The 17,676-nt window shown below is 49.0% G+C and carries 14 protein-coding genes; 12 read left to right on the top strand and 2 right to left on the bottom strand.

Features of this window, described 5'->3' with window-relative positions:
* Nucleotides 1–92 precede the first annotated feature (92 nt).
* The 12 genes from OXN25_19695 (at nucleotide 93) to OXN25_19640 (ending at nucleotide 12,960) form a co-directional block, all read left to right on the top strand.
* The gene (locus OXN25_19695) at nucleotides 93–434 is read left to right on the top strand and encodes a hypothetical protein (protein MDE0427083.1); all 342 of its coding nucleotides are present in this window, start codon (nucleotides 93–95) and stop codon (nucleotides 432–434) included.
* A gap of 361 nt (nucleotides 435–795) precedes the next feature.
* Nucleotides 796–1,461, top strand: a complete 666-nt coding sequence (locus OXN25_19690) for a hypothetical protein (GenBank protein MDE0427082.1) — start codon at nucleotides 796–798, stop codon at nucleotides 1,459–1,461.
* A 66-nt stretch (nucleotides 1,462–1,527) separates the two neighbouring features.
* Nucleotides 1,528–3,750: a TonB-dependent receptor gene (locus tag OXN25_19685; protein MDE0427081.1), complete on the top strand. Its 2,223-nt coding sequence runs from the start codon at nucleotides 1,528–1,530 to the stop codon at nucleotides 3,748–3,750.
* A gap of 66 nt (nucleotides 3,751–3,816) precedes the next feature.
* Nucleotides 3,817–4,239, top strand: coding sequence for a MerC domain-containing protein (locus OXN25_19680; GenBank protein ID MDE0427080.1), 423 nt, complete (start codon nucleotides 3,817–3,819; stop codon nucleotides 4,237–4,239).
* A 4-nt stretch (nucleotides 4,240–4,243) separates the two neighbouring features.
* The gene (locus OXN25_19675; protein MDE0427079.1) at nucleotides 4,244–5,185 is read left to right on the top strand and encodes a zinc ABC transporter substrate-binding protein; all 942 of its coding nucleotides are present in this window, start codon (nucleotides 4,244–4,246) and stop codon (nucleotides 5,183–5,185) included.
* Between the two features lie 286 nt (nucleotides 5,186–5,471).
* Nucleotides 5,472–6,452: a sigma-54 dependent transcriptional regulator gene (locus OXN25_19670; GenBank protein MDE0427078.1), complete on the top strand. Its 981-nt coding sequence runs from the start codon at nucleotides 5,472–5,474 to the stop codon at nucleotides 6,450–6,452.
* A gap of 106 nt (nucleotides 6,453–6,558) precedes the next feature.
* On the top strand, nucleotides 6,559–6,723 hold the full coding sequence (locus OXN25_19665) for a hypothetical protein (GenBank protein ID MDE0427077.1): 165 nt from the start codon (nucleotides 6,559–6,561) through the stop codon (nucleotides 6,721–6,723).
* A 251-nt stretch (nucleotides 6,724–6,974) separates the two neighbouring features.
* Nucleotides 6,975–9,269, top strand: coding sequence for a T9SS type A sorting domain-containing protein (locus tag OXN25_19660; protein MDE0427076.1), 2,295 nt, complete (start codon nucleotides 6,975–6,977; stop codon nucleotides 9,267–9,269).
* Between the two features lie 192 nt (nucleotides 9,270–9,461).
* A complete protein-coding gene (locus OXN25_19655; protein ID MDE0427075.1) occupies nucleotides 9,462–10,055 on the top strand; it encodes a hypothetical protein in 594 nt (197 codons plus the stop codon).
* A 232-nt stretch (nucleotides 10,056–10,287) separates the two neighbouring features.
* Entirely contained in the window at nucleotides 10,288–10,545 is a 258-nt protein-coding gene (locus OXN25_19650; protein ID MDE0427074.1) for a hypothetical protein, read from the top strand.
* Between the two features lie 19 nt (nucleotides 10,546–10,564).
* Nucleotides 10,565–11,917, top strand: coding sequence for a GTP-binding protein (locus tag OXN25_19645; protein MDE0427073.1), 1,353 nt, complete (start codon nucleotides 10,565–10,567; stop codon nucleotides 11,915–11,917).
* Nucleotides 11,905–12,960 carry a WD40 repeat domain-containing protein gene (locus OXN25_19640; protein ID MDE0427072.1) on the top strand — a complete coding sequence of 352 codons (1,056 nt, stop codon included), beginning with the start codon at nucleotides 11,905–11,907 and terminating at the stop codon, nucleotides 12,958–12,960. Before OXN25_19645 ends, OXN25_19640 begins: the two co-directional genes overlap by 13 nt.
* A 148-nt stretch (nucleotides 12,961–13,108) precedes the next feature.
* Here the strand turns inward: OXN25_19640 and OXN25_19635 are convergent, their stop codons facing one another.
* Both OXN25_19635 and OXN25_19630 read right to left on the bottom strand, forming a co-directional pair.
* Nucleotides 13,109–16,006, bottom strand: coding sequence for a sigma-70 family RNA polymerase sigma factor (locus OXN25_19635; protein ID MDE0427071.1), 2,898 nt, complete (start codon nucleotides 16,004–16,006; stop codon nucleotides 13,109–13,111).
* A gap of 56 nt (nucleotides 16,007–16,062) precedes the next feature.
* Nucleotides 16,063–17,502, bottom strand: a complete 1,440-nt coding sequence (locus tag OXN25_19630; protein MDE0427070.1) for an ABC transporter permease — start codon at nucleotides 17,500–17,502, stop codon at nucleotides 16,063–16,065.
* Nucleotides 17,503–17,676 lie beyond the last annotated feature (174 nt).

Here is a 17,676-nt window from a genome sequence, read left to right as displayed (position 1 = left end):
ACAAAAATAATCCTGATGTGATATACTATTAAGCAATATTAAAATTAAATTCTCGTTTTGGTCTTTATAAACTTCATTATCAGGTTTCGTTTATGAGAAATGGCAAGACCTTCCGCAACACACTAATATTAGGGCATCATCTGAAAACCTACATTCTGATAGGCTTATGTTGCTACGTCATGCTGCTGAGTGTCACTGCACTAACACATGATCACGATACGCATGGCCATTGTGAGGATGGCTGTGCGGCTTGTTTCTTTAACAGTCAGCATGTCAGTGTTGAAGTTACAATCTTTACACTCATTTTTCCATTTCTTTTCGCTGCTACATTCACACTTTATGAAACCGTTTTTCTTCCGTTAGAGCTCCCCGCGAACACGCGTAGTCGTGCCCCACCTCTATTCTCCACTGAACTCGCAAATTTTGCATCTTAAAGGCAGGCTTTGTTTTTGCTTGCTTGTATTTTTTATTGTCCAGAGATCGCGGGGGTACCTATACGCGTCCCGCGCTTTAGTACATCTCTGCTTTGCAACATTCTGCTTTGCCACATATAGTAGTGTTTCTATGGTAGACACCACCTGATTGTGTATCAATGAATGGTGCTTTTTCAGGAGGTCTATAGGCACCTCTATTATTCTAACAAAGCACGAAGCACTCGCGGCATGTCTGCACGTGTTCCATATCTTTCGCGTGGCATGTTCGCTGTTAAGTGTAATTTCATTTTAGAAGCGATAGGCACATATTGTGCACCATTAGATTACAGAAGTTTAAAAACTTAAAAATTTGGAGAATACAATGTTTACCTACTTTCATAAAGGCGACTTTTCTGTCGTCATTTCACGATTAATGTTAATAAGTTTCATAGCCGTGCTCCCGTTTATGGGCGGTTGCGGTGAAGATGACAACCCTATTGTTGATGATGACCATGACCACGACCACGAAGCGGATGCACCCCTTCACGCCGATGCCGACGGCTTTAACCTCGAAATCGATGGAAACGTGGTCTATCATCAACATCAAGGCCACCATGAAGGCGGTCTCACCGTTTCTGTTGGTGAAGAAATTGAGATACATGTACATTTTCTTGACGCGAATGAAGCGGAACTCCATCTCGATGAAGTAGCGGCCCCGCCGGGTGAAGATGACCATGACCATGACCATGACCATGACGGATTGGAATCCTTCAGTTTGGGTCTGACGGGTTACGATGCCTCTATTATTCAGATTCATCTGGACCATGACGACCATGACCATGAAGGTGAAGAGCATGACGATGATCATGACGATGATCATGACGATGATCATGACGACCATGACCATGAAGGTGAAGAACATGGTGACGCGTTACCGTTTGGACTCGAGGGATTGAAGGCAGGCAAAACGAGCATCAAACTTCAACTCCTTCACGGGGACCACCCAGATTTCACCGGAGCACTTCCCATACCGGTAACTGTTCAATAAGGGGAACCCATGTTAAGCACTTGTTTAAGCACTTGTGCTTGTCCGCACAGATCTCCCACGGTAGGGATGCTTAGAAAGCGTCCCTACCTATTCGTGTTGGTATCTGGGATAATAGTATGTCTATTTTGCTATCTCAGAGATGTCCAAAGTGCCTCGGACACAACGCCATCTCTAAAGGGAGAAGTTGTCGAAACACGGAGCCGCGCCCGACTCACTGGGGTTACCGTTCGTATTGTCGGGCTTGAGAAAAGCGTACAGACCGACGCGAACGGCAAATTTAAGTTTGACGGCGTACCGGAGGGAGAGCAGACGTTTCTGTTCATGAAAGTCGGCTATCGGCAGTTTGAACAGAGGGTTGATGTCAATGCCTCCACCCCGTATCTGCAGGTTGCGTTGGAGGCACTGCCCTTTCAATTGGAAACAATTAGGGTATACGGTTCAAATCGCTCTCTTTCACAGTTTGAAGAAACAACCGACTTAGCATTGGGCGAAGCGGAACTCCAAAGACGGTTAGGGATGACCTTGGCGAACACGTTGGCGGATGAGCTGGGCGTTTCACAACGGATGATGGGACGGGCGATCGCCCGTCCTGTTATTCGGGGATTGGGCGGTGACAGGTTGCTCATCCTTGAAAACGGTGAACGCACCGGCGATAAATCGGCATCCAGTGCCGACCATGCCGTATCCATTGATCCGACGACTGCCGAGGGCGTTGAAATTACGCGGGGCCCCGCATCGCTTATCTACGGATCAAGCACGTTGGGTGGTGTTATTAACGTCAAAAGCAACAATATCCCTCAAGTCTTGCCAAAACGCCTTAACATGCACCTAACGTTCCAAGGTGAATCTGTAAACTCAGGTTTGACTGGAACAACAGGTTTTACGTTCCCAATTGGTGATTTTGCGGGCAATGTAGAATGGAATCGGCGCCTTGCATCTGATATACAAACCCCGGTAGGTGTACTCGAAAATACCGCCCTTTCAAATGTTAATTTTTCAGGCGGTGCTTCGTTGATTAAGCCGTGGGGGTTCATCGGTGCCTCTGGCAGCAGTTATCGCTCAGATTACGGCGTTCCTGGCTCACCAGAGGGACATATTAGCGGGGTCAACATCGAGCTCGACAAGCAACGTTATGAAGGACAAATGGAGTACCGATTCAATACAGCAATACTTGAAAAGGTAAGACTCCAGACAGCCTATACGCGTTATCAGCATCAAGAATGGGAGTCCAACGGGAGACTTGGTGTCGAATTCGGTTTGTTAACCTACAACGTCTCAGCGATGGCGCATCTGTTCGACAACGCGATTGCAGGTGTTTGGTGGGAATACCGAGACCATGCCACAGACGGATTTTACTGGACCCCGCACACCCGTGAGTTCGCGTTGGCGGGATTTTATCTAAACCAGCGTAACTTTGACAAATTCACCTTACAGGGGGCTATCCGCTACGACCTGAGGCGTTCGGAACCGTTTAGACCTGGGGCAGTTGTCCGAGCCGGAGCTGTCCAACGCCGCGATTTCAACGGTTTCTCCGGGGCTGCCTCTGGAATTTACCATTGGACAGATAGACTGAGTACCGGGGCTACCCTGATGAAAACGTTCCGCGCACCGGGGATCGAGGAACTTTTCAGCGATGGTCCGCATCTCGCTGTCTTTTCTTATGAAATTGGCAATGCGGAACTGGGATCCGAAAACGGATACGGCACGGAACTCTTCGCCAAATACGTAAACGACAGATTCAGACTCAACTTTGCGCTTTTCAGGAATCAGATACAGAACTATCTCGTTCCGACGAACAGCGGTGAAAAAGAGTGGGGCAGCGGCGCAGCAGGATGGTTGTGGATTTATCAATACATGGGACACGATGTTGTAATGGATGGGGCTGAAATCCAGATAGGTGGTGAGATCCTCTCACAGATTCATCTTCAGCTCAATATGAGTTACGTCAACGGAACGATTCAAACCAATGGGCGACCATTAGAGCGTGTCCCACCCCTCAACGGTAAATTTGCCATCAGCTACACGCCTGCCCCGTTGCATTTGTATGTCGCATCCCGTTTTTCAGGCAGCCAGACCCGACTCGGTGAATTTGAGGAACCCACAGACGGCTATCTCGTCTATGATATCGGCAGCTATCTCAATTTTTCGTGGTGGCAGCTTGAGAACATGGTCGTTTTCGAGGTTGAAAACCTCTTTGATACAACGTATCGTGAACATCTGTCCCGCATCAAAGCAGCAATGCCGGAACCGGGACGGAATGTGAAACTCTTGTATAAGCTTAATTTTTAAAATTGTAGGACGTGGGCGATGATTTCTATCATACTGCTACGTCCTCGATTTTCTAAGGAGATGAAATTGAAAAGATATTTTAACCGCGAATTAGCAGATACGACGGGCGCGTGTCTCTCTGTCGCATGCGCGGCGTGTCTCCCTGTCGCATGCGCGATTCATTGCTTGGCAATGCCGCTTTTAGGGACAGTTTTGCCTTTAATTGGGTTGAGTTTCCTTGCGAATGAGCGTGTTGAATTGGTCCTTATCCTTGCGGCAATTGGATTGGCAGTTGGGAGTTTAGCGTGGGGGGTTCGACGCCACCGAAACTGGCGAGCGTTTTTGGTACTGATAGCGGCGTTAGCATTCATCGCTACCGCTCAGACAGCCGTTGAAGGCACTTTTGAAGTGGTCTTTTACAGTATCGGCGGCGTTTTACTCGCATCGGCGCATCTCGTGAATCGGTACCTCTGTAAGACCTGTTTAACATGTGAGGCAGAAAATGCCTAAAATTATGCAGAGAATATACATTGCAGTGTGTTTAATAGGCATACTGGTATGGGCTGGCTGTGATCCGAAGGGACAGCTGGATGTTGCCACAGGCGATAAACTTCGCGTTGTTACCACGATCGGTATGATTACTGATATTGTTAAAAATGTTGGCGGTACGCGCGTTGCGGTGACTGGGATAGTGGAACCTGGCGTAGACCCACACTTTTACAACCTGACGCCTAAAGATGTTCAAAGGCTCGGTTTAGCACACATCATCTTCTATAACGGGCTGCACCTTGAAGCAAAAATGGTGGACATCCTTGCGAAGATGTCGGGGGACACGCTGACGGTCGCCGTAACAGATGCCGTAGATCGGAGTCTACTGCTAACACCCTCAGAATACGAGGGACTCTACGATCCGCACTTATGGTTTGACGTGAAGCTTTGGATGCAAGCGGCCAGAAAGGTTCGCGATGCCCTGAGTGAATTCGATGCTGATAATACTGTCCTGTACCAAAGCAATGCCGAACGCTATCTCACGAAACTCATGGAACTTGACGAGTATGTAAAGTCGCAAGTGGAACGCGTACCATCTCAGCAACGCGTGCTTGTGACTGCGCACGACTGTTTTAACTACTTCGGAAAGGCGTACGGGTTTGAGGTACGTGGATTACAAGGTATTAGCACCGCGACAGAAGCCGGTATCGCTGATGTACGGGAATTGGCGACGTTTATTGCAGAGCGGCGTATCTCTGCTATTTTTGTAGAATCATCCATCTCTTCACGGAGTCTTGAAGCGGTGCAAGCCGCTGTGAAGGCAAAAGGATTTGATGTGAAGATTGGTGGTGTACTCTTCACAGACGCTATGGGAAACGAGGGAACACCTGAAGGTACCTACATCGGGATGATCCGACATAATATTGATACGATTGTACATGCTTTGATTGGGAAATCGGAGTTATAACCCGCATCCGCAATAACATATTCACACTTATACCCAGTAATCAGTGCCGGGGCTTCTGTCACGTCATGACGAGGCCCCGGACTCAAGATAAAACGTAACGGGAGAAATGCATCATTCACGGCAGCATTGAGTTTCGTTGTGAAGCCCTCGGCTCCGACCAAGTGGCTCTGATGCCTGACCTCAAACATTAAAAATACTTCTGCAAAAACCAGAAAGGATTGTTATTGACGACATCGCTGAACATCTCGGTGCTATTCACTTGTTAATTTTTATGAAAGGGGGTATCATGGCATTACAGACCAAACTTGAAACAGACTATTCCTTTGGCGAAATCATCGGCAAAAATAAAAAAATGCAACAGGTGTTCACACAGATTCAAACAGCGGCAGCAGGGGATATTACTGTCCTAATTCAAGGTGAAACCGGGACTGGTAAAGAATTGATCGCAAAATCAATACATGATAACAGCTCGCGAAAAGTAGGCCCTTTCGTTGCCATCAATTGTGCTGCAATACCAACCGACTTGATTGAAAGTGAATTATTTGGCCATGAACGTGGGGCTTTCACCGGAGCAACCCATCAACGCATCGGAAAGTTTGAACAAGCGAACACCGGTACACTTTTTCTCGATGAAATTTGGGATATGCCACTCACTTTGCAAGCGAAGTTGCTGCGTGTCCTACAAGAACGAGAATGTCAAAGGCTCGGTGGCACAAGCACCATCTCCATTGACCTCCGGATCCTGGCTGCTACGAATCAGGATTTAGAAGATGCTATCAGAAATGGATATTTTCGTAAGGATTTGTACTATCGAATCTCGGCATTCCACATCACGGTTCCGCCACTCAGAAAACGGCGCGAAGATATCCCTATCTTGGCTGATCACTTCCTAACAAAATATGCCGCAGCCGCCGAGAAATCCATTCGCGCCATTTCTACTGATGCCTTACAAATGCTGAGGCAGCACGACTTCCCAGGCAACGTGCGCGAACTGGAAAATATTATTGCAAGTGCAGTTTTATATGAGACGACAGACCTGCTGCAACCCCAAAGCCTCCCTTTATCCCTAACACAAGAGAGTTCACAAGCCATTACAAATGACCCGATGGATACCACTGTTATTCTGCCGCTTGGCGAAGTTGAACGGAGAGCCATCGTCCACGCTCTCAAAGTGACAGGCGGTAATATGTCCGATGCCGCACAGCAGTTGGGCATCGGTAGAACCACACTTTATCGGAAATTGGACAAATATAACCTACTACCGTAAAAATGTTTTTTCAAAATGAAACACTGTTTCATTTTGAAATACAACACGCTGTAACCCGCTTTATCAAAGGCTTCGTACCCCGTACTGCTCGCAAACGTGCTTCATATTGGAACATTCAAGAAAAAACAACTTTAAGCAACCCGATCACATCGCGTACGGTATGGATCTGCGTACCGCCTTGACAAACAAAGTTATGACAGGGATGGATATCACGATTTCACCGATTGGCACGGTTCTTGCTCAAGCATGGAGTGTAAGTCAAATCCGTTAATATGAGTTGCGTCTTACATAGGGTATTGAGGGATTTTGGCGTTGTATCGCAGACTGCTGCAACAAGCGTGGTTTCTTGTGATACAGTTTTCTGAATTGTTTGTGTATGATATGGAAACACCGGGAAAGCCCGGCAATACAAGATTCACAAACGGCTGGTGGAGGTGAAGCAGACGGGCATCGTTAGCTGGACCACTGGCTAAATTCAACCTAAATCTTAAAACAATCTAAATTGAAAAGGAATTTACATCTATGCTTACTTGCATGAGAGCCAAACTGGCTCTGTTTATGTTTTTGATATTTTCTTCAATCATCTCAATGCCAGCCATGGCACAAGAGTATGATGATGATCCGCCTAGTCAGCCGCTGGGTCGGTTACTTGTTGCAGATGGCGAAACCGGTTTACTCCAACTTATTGAACTTGACAATGGAGAAGTGATAGAAACCTTCATGGTGGAAGGGGCCGCGCGTGTTTACACGACCGAAAGCGGTCGCATCGCAGGCGTTGTTCAAACTGGTGACAACAGCGTTAATTTCATCGACTCCGGTCTGTACCTGGAAGCGCACGGCGATCATTTCGATAAGGAGAAAGGCAGACCGAGCTTGCTGCCGTTCAACCTTACCGGCGAACTCGCAAACTCGCAAAGACCAATTCACTTTGTTTCCCACGAAGGGCGTGTTAACATCCACTTTGATGGCAATTTTGGTGAGGGTGTGGATTCAAAAAACGTCACTGTGCGCGAGGAAGATTTGTTCTTACCCAACCCGGACACGCTCATATTGACCTCTGCGGCGCAGCACGGTGTCGGAGCACCGGTGCACGGCGGCAAGATAATTTTCTCGCTCCCCGATCCTGACCGTGAGTTCGGCTCACTTCCGAGCGGCTTTGCGGTAGTTGATGAATACGGAAATATTGTTCAAACGTTCAACGACAAGGAAGATTTCCAAGCATCCTGCCTCGGTATGCACGGCGAAACGATAGTCGGCGAACATTTCATAGCTGGCTGTAATGAGAAACGTGAGGATGGCACGGGGGATGGTGGCGTTTTTGTGATGACCCACGACCCAGTGACCGGTCTGTTCTCCGCACACAAGATCGCTTATCCTGACGGTCTGCGAACGAGCATCGTCAGGTCTCATCACGCCCAGCCGTTTGCCATCGGCAATTACGGTAGCCGCCCGGAGCCGGGCTACAGAGCCCTCGTCCGTATCCACCCCGATTCGACCGAGCTTGACCCGAACGACATTCAGGAACTGCCAGCAGCCTATCGTGGCTTCGGTTTTGAGAAGGAACATGGAGATAAGTTAGCAGTGCTGACCGTTGACGGTCTGTTGCAGGTGTTCAACCCGATCGATTGGACGTTGCTCGGATCGACACAAGTGGTTGCAGATTTCAGTGATGCGGAAGGTCTTCTCCCCGCGCTGACTCTCGGTAGTGGGTTCGCCTATGTCAGCAATCCCAATGCCGGTGAGGTTCTTGAGGTTGACCTTGACACTGTATCCGTCAGCAGGACATTTTCTGTCGAAGGACACCCAGTGAATATGACAGCCTTGGGTTGGGTTGCACCGCTGGGACCTGCGCCAGCAGGGGACACCGACCACAGCCATGAACCTGTCGCCGACGGAGACGATTTCAGCGATGTCTACTATGCTTCTCTCTCCCAAGGATTGAACATGATCTCCGCGCCGCTGAAGCCTCGCACGCCGATGAACGCTCGGTCGCTGGCGGAGATGGTTGGCGCAACGACAGTAATTAAGCTTGATGATGTCAACCAAGAGTTCGTTGGCTGGACACCGGATGCACCGGGCAACGGGTTCCCAATTGAAGGGGCAAAGGGATACATCGTCAACGTGCCGCAGGCACGACAGGCTGCCTTTGTCGGGGCACCGTGGACGAATCAACCGCAAGTTCCTGCGGCACCGATTGCCAGGTCAATTGACACGCCAAATAGCACTTGGGCTTTCGTTGTCAGTGGGCAATTAGAAGGTGTGCAGAACCTTGATGGCTATCTGGTCACTGTAAGAAACCTGCGGACGAACGCTATTATGATGAGTCGTGTGCAAGACGGCTACTTTGCCGCAGCGACCGCCGATCTCTCCCGCCAGAGCGTCGTCTGGGTTGGCGACACTCTGGAAGTCACCGTTGCGGATGCAACCGGAGAGATTGCTTCGGAGAAGCTGAATTTCGTCGTGATGCCAGACACGCTGGCAAACGCTGTTCTCCCTATTACACTTGACGGGATTGGCATACCCCAGCAGAGCCTACTGTTGCAGAATTATCCCAACCCGTTCAATCCCGAAACGTGGATACCTTATCGCCTTTCGGAGTCAGCCCCTGTGACGCTATCAATTTACGATACGACAGGGCGACTGGTGCGAACGCTTTCGATTGGCTTCAAACCAGCGGGTTTCTATCAAGGCAGGACACGTGCTGCCTATTGGGATGGTCGAAATGATGTGGGTGAGCGGGTTTCAAGTGGTGTTTATTTCTACCGATTGTCCACGCCGTCTTTCCATCAGATGAAGCGGATGATTATTTTGAAATAAGTGCCGAGAAAATTCATCACTACCCTTGAATGTCAGTGGGTAGTGATGAATCTGTATATTCGCAGGAGTGTAACACAGAGAAAAAGTCAGTGAACTTGTAGAAAACGACGCGCGGACAAGTGTTGACACAACTTTTGAATTGCTTCATGAACTTGGGAAGAAGTAAAAGCGGCTTCTTAGGAGGGAATAGTCATGTCTGGCAGAACTGACGACGAATCTGCGCGTTGGTTAGGTGCATTGAGGAAGGTCAGGAAGACCGGGACGACGCTGTTGGACCAACAGTTGTGGTGTTGGGGACAGGACATTCGCCGGGCAGACGGAAATGCTTTACTCGCCTACGGGTTTACCAAACATCGACCGCCGGAAGGTAAGCACGGAAGTACCGCTTATGAGTGGCGTGGTGCTGGCAGAAGCCGAGTTATTTTATGGGGATTCGGGTTTTTCTATGGCGATGGGTACCGAGAAGGGCTTTTCTTGCAGCGTTACAAATTCGCGCCCAAACAGACAGCAGCGGTCGATTTTTCGTTGCCTATATGGAAATTGAAGCAACTCCCTGAGCTTACGCAGCCATGTGATGTGGAAGCGTGGTGTCGCGTTTTCAACTTGCTCACTCAAGGTCTCGCATGGATAGGCGACTACGAGCGGTGGATTATTTCTGAATACGGACTTGACTATCGCCAACGGTGTACTGACGCATGGAAGAAGAAACGTATTCCTGCACACGAGATGGCTGCAAAGTGGCATGAACTCGTCGAATACTTGATTTCACAGCCTAGAAGCGATTGATAAACATCAAGCTCAGATAATAGAGGAATATCATCAGCTGCCTTCAGCCTTTGATAGTCACCGTTTTGATCGGTTTCGATCTCCCTCGTTCGGGTTTCAGTAAAAATAAGCGAACCGTGAGTTACAAGACTTTACAGTGGCAAGCGTTCGCCGGGCAGGCTCCTGTCGTACAGCGCTGCTGCATTGATACGAGCTTGATAACAGACGGTTTAAAGGAGACCATACAACAGTGCTGAATTTTTTCAATTCACAAAAAGAGAGTGACCCACAGCAACTCGTCCAGATCAAATCGTGGGTCTCCCAAGCCTTTGACCTATCAGAAGACATCTCCGTGATGATTACTCAGTTGCAATGCACCGAAGAAGGCTGTCCGCCTATTGAAACGGTCATTGCAATCATGGAAACGCCGGGAAAGCCCCGGCAATACAAGATTCACAAACCACTGGCGGAGGTGAAGCAGACGGACATCGTTAGCTTGACCGCTGACTAAATTCAACAAGGAGAGAAAGATGAACACAGCCACGCTAAACAATCAAGTCCCTGTCACCGTGTTGACAGGCTTTTTGGGGTCTGGTAAAACCACGCTTCTCAACCGTATTCTCACCGAAAACCATGGCAAACGTATCGCCGTCATCGAAAACGAGTTTGGCGAGATCGGTGTCGATAATGATTTGGTCATCGGTGCCGAAGAAGAGATTTTCGAGATGAACAATGGTTGCATCTGCTGCACGGTGCGCGGGGATCTCATCCGTATTTTGGGGAATCTGATGAAGCGTCGCGATAAGTTCGACTACATCATGGTCGAAACTACAGGGCTTGCGGACCCCGGGCCAGTTGCGCAGACGTTCTTTATGGATGCCGAAATGCAGGAGAAACTGCAACTCGATTCCGTCACGACGCTGGTTGATGCCAAACACATCTGGCAGCACATCGATGACAGCGACGAGGCACGTGAACAGATTGCCTTTGCCGATGTCATTTTGTTGAACAAGATTGACCTTGTGACCGAGGGAGAGTTAGAGCAACTGGAAGCCAGAATTCGCAGCATGAACGCTGCAGCGAAGATTTATCGAACGAAAAACGCCGTGGTTGAAATGGACAAGATTCTCAATGTCGGCGGATTCGATCTGGACCGGGCGATGGAGATTGACCCACAGTTTATGGAGCCGGAGTATCCCTTTGAATGGGCGGGTGTTTATAACCTTTCGACAGGCACGCATGAACTGGTTCTCCAAGAAGGTCCTGACCCGACGATGAAAGTCGCGTTGGTGCCCGTAAATGAGTCAACCGATGAAGCTTTGAAAGCCGCTGTTGAGCCAGTCGTTCTGGTTTTCTCCGATGATGAGCATGAACTTTCGGCGGGTGGCACCCTTCAACCGAGTGGACACCTCATTGCATTGAATCTCACGGCGGACGAATTACGCTTTGACGTGCAGATCGACCGCCCCGGTGCTTACGCGCTGTTTACCGAGCATCACCCCGACGAATTTCAAGCACAACTCTTTGGCAGCGGCACCCTTGTCAAGCCAGTTGTTGAACGCGAATTTAAGCCAGACCACGAACATGATGACGAAGTCACATCGGTCGGCATCACAACCCCCGGCGACCTCGACCCCGATCGGCTGAACGATTGGATTAGCAATCTGCTTATGACAAAAGGGGTCGACATCTTCCGCATGAAAGGTATTCTGAGCATCAAGGGGCAGCCAAACCGATTCGTCTTCCAAGGTGTTCATATGCTATTCGACGGTCGCCCCGACCGCCCCTGGGATGATGAATCGCGCTACAATAGCCTCATCTTCATCGGGCGCAACCTCGACCGGGCCGAATTGACTGAGGGGTTTGAAGCATGTCTCGCTTGAACACCGTGAGCAACCGCTTTTTCCAGCCCTCTCAACTGCGCGAAAATTGGACGGCAACCATCAGCGATCACGTCATTGATCTGGCGTGGTCCCCTGATGGGAGATATATTGCTGCCGCGTCGGTTCTCGGTCCAGTGACAATTTTTGAAGGGCGTCATCGAGCGGTTATCCATGCCTTTGACGGGCATGAATTCGGTACAATGTCAATCGCTTGGCGTCCAGACAGCAAGGTGCTTGCAAGCGCAGGACAGGATGGGAAAATTCGGTTGTGGGATATAACAAGTGGCGAAGCGACCCATTCGCTTGACGGGGGCGCAGCATGGGTTGAGCACCTCACTTGGAGTGGTGGTAAAAAACCGATACTCGCCTCTGCCGCTGGTCGTAAGCTGAAACTCTGGAACGCTGTCGGCGATCTTGTTCGCGAATATTCCGACCATCAGAGCACGATTTCTGGTCTCCAGTGGAGACCGCGTGTAAGGCAACTCGCCTCGATTGCCTACGGCGGCGTCGCGCTGTGGGACCCGCAACAGTCGGAAGCCGTCCGCCGATTGGAATGGCAAGGCTCATCACTGGTGGTTGCGTGGAGCCCTGACGGCAAACACATCGCCACGGGAGATCAAGATTCGACCGTACATTTCTGGATTATGTCTACCGGTAAGGACTTGCAAATGACTGGCTATCCGACGAAAGTGCGAGAACTCTCGTGGGATGCCACGAGCCGATACTTGGCTACGGGAGGCGGTCAGGAAGTTACGGTGTGGGATTGTTCCGGTCGCGGCCCGGCCGGTACCAGTCCCATTACGCTTTCCAGGCATCAGGATTTTCTCAGCGTTGTGCGTTTTCAACATCGCGGAAAACTGCTGGCCTCAGGCAGCGCCGACGGTCTGGTCTACGTCTGGCAATTGCGAGGCAGAATCAGTTCTCTGGCGGTTCATGAAGCCGCTCTGACAGCGGGGGTCACAAGCCTCGTTTGGTCACCGGATGACCAGTATATTGCTGTTGGTGACGAGTCGGGTGGGGTAAGCGTTTTTTCGATAAGTTAAAGTTCAACATTCAAACGAAGTCAGTTGCCTGAGTTCTTAGTTTGGTGATTTAACCAAGCTAAGAGCTTAGGCAATAGTTTATAGTAACGTCAATAATTAAAGAGACATTTCAGTGATTGAGGAGACCGTCTCTCGTAGTAAGTTCGTCTTAAAAGTTGGCTTTCAACCCCTCTGCTTCAAGCGAGATATGAAACAGCCCGGCATGGTCGGTAGCAATGTAAAGCGTATTGTTACTGACAACCAGAGAATTAACTTTACCTGGAACGCTCGGCGAAACCTGTTTCCACTTCCCACGATCATCTAAATGATAAAGACCCGCATCACCGGCACCATAAACCGATGTGCTATCTCCAGCAAGCCTGTCTATGACAGGACGCGTTCCCATTCCATCGGTCAGCACCGACCAGTGTTCTCCAGTTTGTGAGACCAAGACCCCTGTGTCCGTTGCAACGTAGACTGTGGAACCTACAAAGACTATCTCGTTGAAACGTTTAAAGTGAAGTGGAAGGTTGGATGTAACATCTTTCCAACTGTTGCCTGCATCAAGTGATTGAAACAGTTTGCCATCTCGCTTACCGACGTAGACAGTTTCTCCTGAAACCGCTAACTTGAAACCTCTATCTGGTTTGTCCTTACGAGGTTCACCGGTATCTATTAAACCAGTATCTGTCCATTCTGAATCGCCAGGTCGCCATCTGAAAAGGCTCCGCTCGTATTCCACATAGAGGGTGTGTCCATTAACGGCTAATCCACCGGTGACAGTACGTATTTCAAAAACGTGCATCGATGCTGACAAGTCGTCGCTTTTTTCGATGTTATTATGTGAATGCTCCGCTATGGGGGCTTCGATTCTTGTTTTCTCCTCAGTAAGTGGGAATTCTCGTTTGAAAGGGGGTGCTTCGTGAACGGGAACAAACGCGTCGTCATCTGTGGATAAATGGAAAACGCGTAGGTGTGGGGCGTTTTTTCCCGGTAGGATTCCGTAGAGAACCTCGCCGTCAACTGCTAATTGTGAAGCGAGATAAGTATTAATAAGAGAAAATTCTTTCAGGGTGCGATCGCTGGAATCAATCCGAAGGGTTTCCCATGTCTCACCACCATTCGTTGATTGAACGAGATCCCTACCAGTGAACGCGTAAAGTCTATTGTTAATTGCGACCAAATCTTGTATTGTCGTTCCGGTTATCCCCTTCATAAATGAATGCCACGATCTACCGCGGTCGGTTGAGCGATGAATACCCCAGGGACCGGCTCTGTAAAAAGTATCTTTGTCCGCCTTTACAACTCCCAGTGGGAAGAACATTTCACGGGTGTTAGTTAGAAGTACCATGCCAAATGCTGCATTCATAAAGGCGGATTCATTTTCATCTGTTATCTCAGTCCATGACGCTCCTAAGTCAGTCGAGTGTAAAATTCTGCTCGTATTTGTGTCGTCAAGGATTGTCACATTATACGCTTCATTTTGCTTCGACGCGATCGGATTCCATGGGAAATGATTAGAACCTATTTCAATGTAAAGGTTGTTTTCAAATCTCGTCACGGCGTAGACAGGTCCTGGCAGCCCCACAGGCAATCGTTGCCAAACGTCTGAATTAAGGCGATGGAGCCCCTTGTTTGTGCCAGCAAACACTGTGTCTCCGACCGCAGCCATTGCATAAACGTTTTCGTTTGCTAACCCCTCCGGTAGATGATGCCATTGTGCACCAGCATCTATAGATCGAAAAACGCCTCTGTTTTGTAACGTGAGATACATTACAGGATGTGCGTGTAAGCTCTGCTGCTCTGCCGCAGCCATGACGACGAGTCCAGTCGGATGTCCTTTTGGACGGGAACAAAGGACATGCCATGTCTCACCCTTATCGGTTGAAGTGAATATCTTATCCGTCGAAACAATATAGAGCGTCTCGGCGTATGCTGCCATCGGCATTCGCAACCCTCCGATTGGTATATTCGTGTTGATGCGCGTCCATGTAGTTGCGTCTGCTGTTAATCTGTAGATACCTGTTGGTGCAGCAGCATAAAGGCTCCTCTCGGCTGTAGCAAAGATGTCGTATACAGTACCACCGTCGGGCCCATTTGTTGGTGTCCACTGTGAATCAGAGATCTTCGTAGAATCCGTCTGAGTATTAGATGCTAAAGTTGTCTCAGCAGTCGATAGACCTGCACCGCTGTTATGGATGGAGCTATTCGCCTGTCCTGTTTGATTCCGCACAGCTGGTTTTGAATCTATATCAAGTACGATAAAGGCATCAATGATTTCAACTGTGGGTTCGGATACCGCCTCAAAACTGTACGGCTTCTGAAAACGGGCGATGTACTGATTGCTGGCACCTAACAGCAACAGCACTAAAACCGTAGCCGCGCCAAAAGCCGCCCATGGGAGCAACGGCTTTCCAGTCGGAGTCGGAGCAGGTTTCAGATCAGCTACTTGCTGCATGATACGCTCTATGAGGTGAGTCGGTAATTGGACGTTACCAAGCACCTCTTTGATGAGGAGCTCTTCTTCTCCTTGTAAACGCTTTCGTGCCCGATGGAGTCGGCTATGGATCGTCTTTACAGATACCCCTAAGAACTTGCTAATTTCTTTCGCGGGTATCTCGCCGAGATAGTAGAGTGTCATGACCGTCCGTTCGCTCTCTGGCAGTTTTGCGAGCAGTTTTTGGGCAATTTCATGACGGTGCTCAGCAGCTTCTGTTTCGCGATACACCGACATAGAATGCTCATAAGTTAGCGTATCTATTTCTCTCTCAGACATCTGCTCCAACGACAGCATCGCAGATTTTTGTTTTCGCATCCAATTCAGGCAAAGCCGATTTGCGATAACGTAGAGCCACCCAGCAAACTGATTAGGATTCTTGAGCGTCGAGAGTTTTTCGTATGCTCGGAGGAAGGTATCTTGTGTAATCTCTTCAGCATAGTGGAAATCACCGATCTTCCGCCACGCCAACGCGTGAATGCCCTTTTGGTACTTTTGGATTAAAGTGCCGAATGCCGACTCGTCGCCTGACAAGACACTGCGAATCAGTTGCGCATCGTTTTTTTCCATCACAGTTCTCCATAGTTAATGAATGAGTTTAACGGTTTGAACATTCCCTTTCCTCCTCAAATATCTGCACGGAAAAATTTCAGAAACGCAGCAGTTGTCAATCCACCTGCGAAGAAGCAGAGCAATAGCAGATCCAAGACAGCATGCTGGAGCGTCTCTTCCAAGGTCGGTTCTACGATGGATGGCGGTGGCAGCGGGGATGGGGTTTCTTCTGAGTGCCCAAAAGAGGCTTCTGATATTTTGCTGAACATTTCCGCATCAAGCGTCTCATAGTAGCGGGCTCCCGTTTGAAAATAGGCGTTTCTTTTCGCCTGACCGGTTTGTGTCGCATCGGTCGCTAAAGAGATAAAGGAAGACGTAGGCGTGATCCGGGAAAGGTTGATGCCGATTTCTTCTTGGTGTTTTCTTCGCTGCTGATACCGTTGGTTGACCTCCGCCGCGAAGTCACGATATTCTAACCGCGCAGCCTCTTCAAGCGGTGCCATCTTCTCATTCATTTTATCGAAATATTCTGGACCACCTACTACAGCAGCGAAACCACCCGATGTCGGTTCTTCTGGCAAGAGGTCTTGGAACATTTCAGAAAAGAGTTTGCCTTTTTCTTTTTCAAGACCTGCACGCAATTCTGCTTGCTTCGCTGCTTTTTCTCTGTAGACGCTTTCCGCTGTTGGGGCAGGCGCGACAATTTGCGCAGCGAGGAATCCGACCCGCGGTAGGATTAGAACGGTGAACACCCAAATCGTAAAGGCAACAATCAGGGCAGTTTTGGAACTATCAAAATAAATTGAAATTACTGACCCCAGCGCAAAAAAGACCGCAATATAGAGCAACGAGACGAGGATGAGGCAAAAAACGCGAGGATAGATGTCCGGTTCAGCCAAGGGGAATCCTTGTAAGACGAGCACGAGTAAACCGATGATTAACGAGACTAAGAAAGGAACAATGAAGACGAGGTAGCCACCGATAAGTTTGCTCCACAAAAAGATATCGCGTGGCAGCGCGTTGGCGAGGATTATCCGAAGTGTTCCTGCTTCCTTTTCTCCCGCGACCGCATCAAAGGTAAACAGGAGTGCTAACAGACTAAAAACCGTACTAACGACGAACACAAAGTCCAGATGCCCAAAGAGAAAGGCTATCGGTGCAGAAGATAGCACCGTGTCCCCCGGCTTTATCCCGTTGCGTGTCATCCCCAGATAACTCGGAATGATGGACTCTAAACCGGTTGCAAACACGCTTAAAGGTGTGGGTTTAAGAATCAGTTTAGAGACTTCAAGATTTGGATCTGTATCTTGTCTGTGTACCCAAGGCTCGTCTGCAGGATTCTTATTGTTTTCCTTTTTCACGGCTTCTTGATAGTCAACTTGGCGTTGGAGATACCGATGGTAGTTGATGTGGAAATTGAGCGGAATGAGCAGGACACACATCAGGAGTAGTGCGACAAACCGTGCACTCAAAATGTGAAGCATTATCTCTTTCTGAATTAAAGTTATTGACATTATTAAAGTGCCTCCATTCCCATGGAACGTCTTGTGGAATCCGATAAAAAGTGGATGTGTAGGAGTGGAAATTGCCAAAAGGGCGCAGCTGCCGCGTGATTCTCTGTTTGATGGAACACCACCGTTGCTAAAAAGTTTCTCAGTGGTATGGCAAGCCTCCATTCTACCAAAAAC

It is taken from the genome of Candidatus Poribacteria bacterium (genome assembly GCA_028820845.1).
GTDB lineage: Bacteria > Poribacteria > WGA-4E > WGA-4E > WGA-3G > WGA-3G.
The sequence above is the reverse complement of the archived record's forward strand: the minus strand, read 5'-3'. Positions and strand labels throughout refer to the sequence as shown.

Excerpts from the sequence above, each read along its gene's own strand:
- OXN25_19695 (MDE0427083.1), top strand. The coding sequence starts at position 93 with ATGAGAAATGGCAAGACCTTCCGCAACACACTAATATTAGGGCATCAT.
- OXN25_19690 (MDE0427082.1), top strand. The coding sequence starts at position 796 with ATGTTTACCTACTTTCATAAAGGCGACTTTTCTGTCGTCATTTCACGA.
- OXN25_19685 (MDE0427081.1), top strand. The coding sequence starts at position 1,528 with ATGCTTAGAAAGCGTCCCTACCTATTCGTGTTGGTATCTGGGATAATA.
- OXN25_19675 (MDE0427079.1), top strand. The coding sequence starts at position 4,244 with ATGCAGAGAATATACATTGCAGTGTGTTTAATAGGCATACTGGTATGG.
- OXN25_19670 (MDE0427078.1), top strand. The coding sequence starts at position 5,472 with ATGGCATTACAGACCAAACTTGAAACAGACTATTCCTTTGGCGAAATC.
- OXN25_19660 (MDE0427076.1), top strand. The coding sequence starts at position 6,975 with ATGCTTACTTGCATGAGAGCCAAACTGGCTCTGTTTATGTTTTTGATA.
- OXN25_19655 (MDE0427075.1), top strand. The coding sequence starts at position 9,462 with ATGTCTGGCAGAACTGACGACGAATCTGCGCGTTGGTTAGGTGCATTG.
- OXN25_19645 (MDE0427073.1), top strand. The coding sequence starts at position 10,565 with ATGAACACAGCCACGCTAAACAATCAAGTCCCTGTCACCGTGTTGACA.
- OXN25_19640 (MDE0427072.1), top strand. The coding sequence starts at position 11,905 with ATGTCTCGCTTGAACACCGTGAGCAACCGCTTTTTCCAGCCCTCTCAA.
- OXN25_19635 (MDE0427071.1), bottom strand. The coding sequence starts at position 16,006 with ATGGAAAAAAACGATGCGCAACTGATTCGCAGTGTCTTGTCAGGCGAC.
- OXN25_19630 (MDE0427070.1), bottom strand. The coding sequence starts at position 17,502 with ATGTCAATAACTTTAATTCAGAAAGAGATAATGCTTCACATTTTGAGT.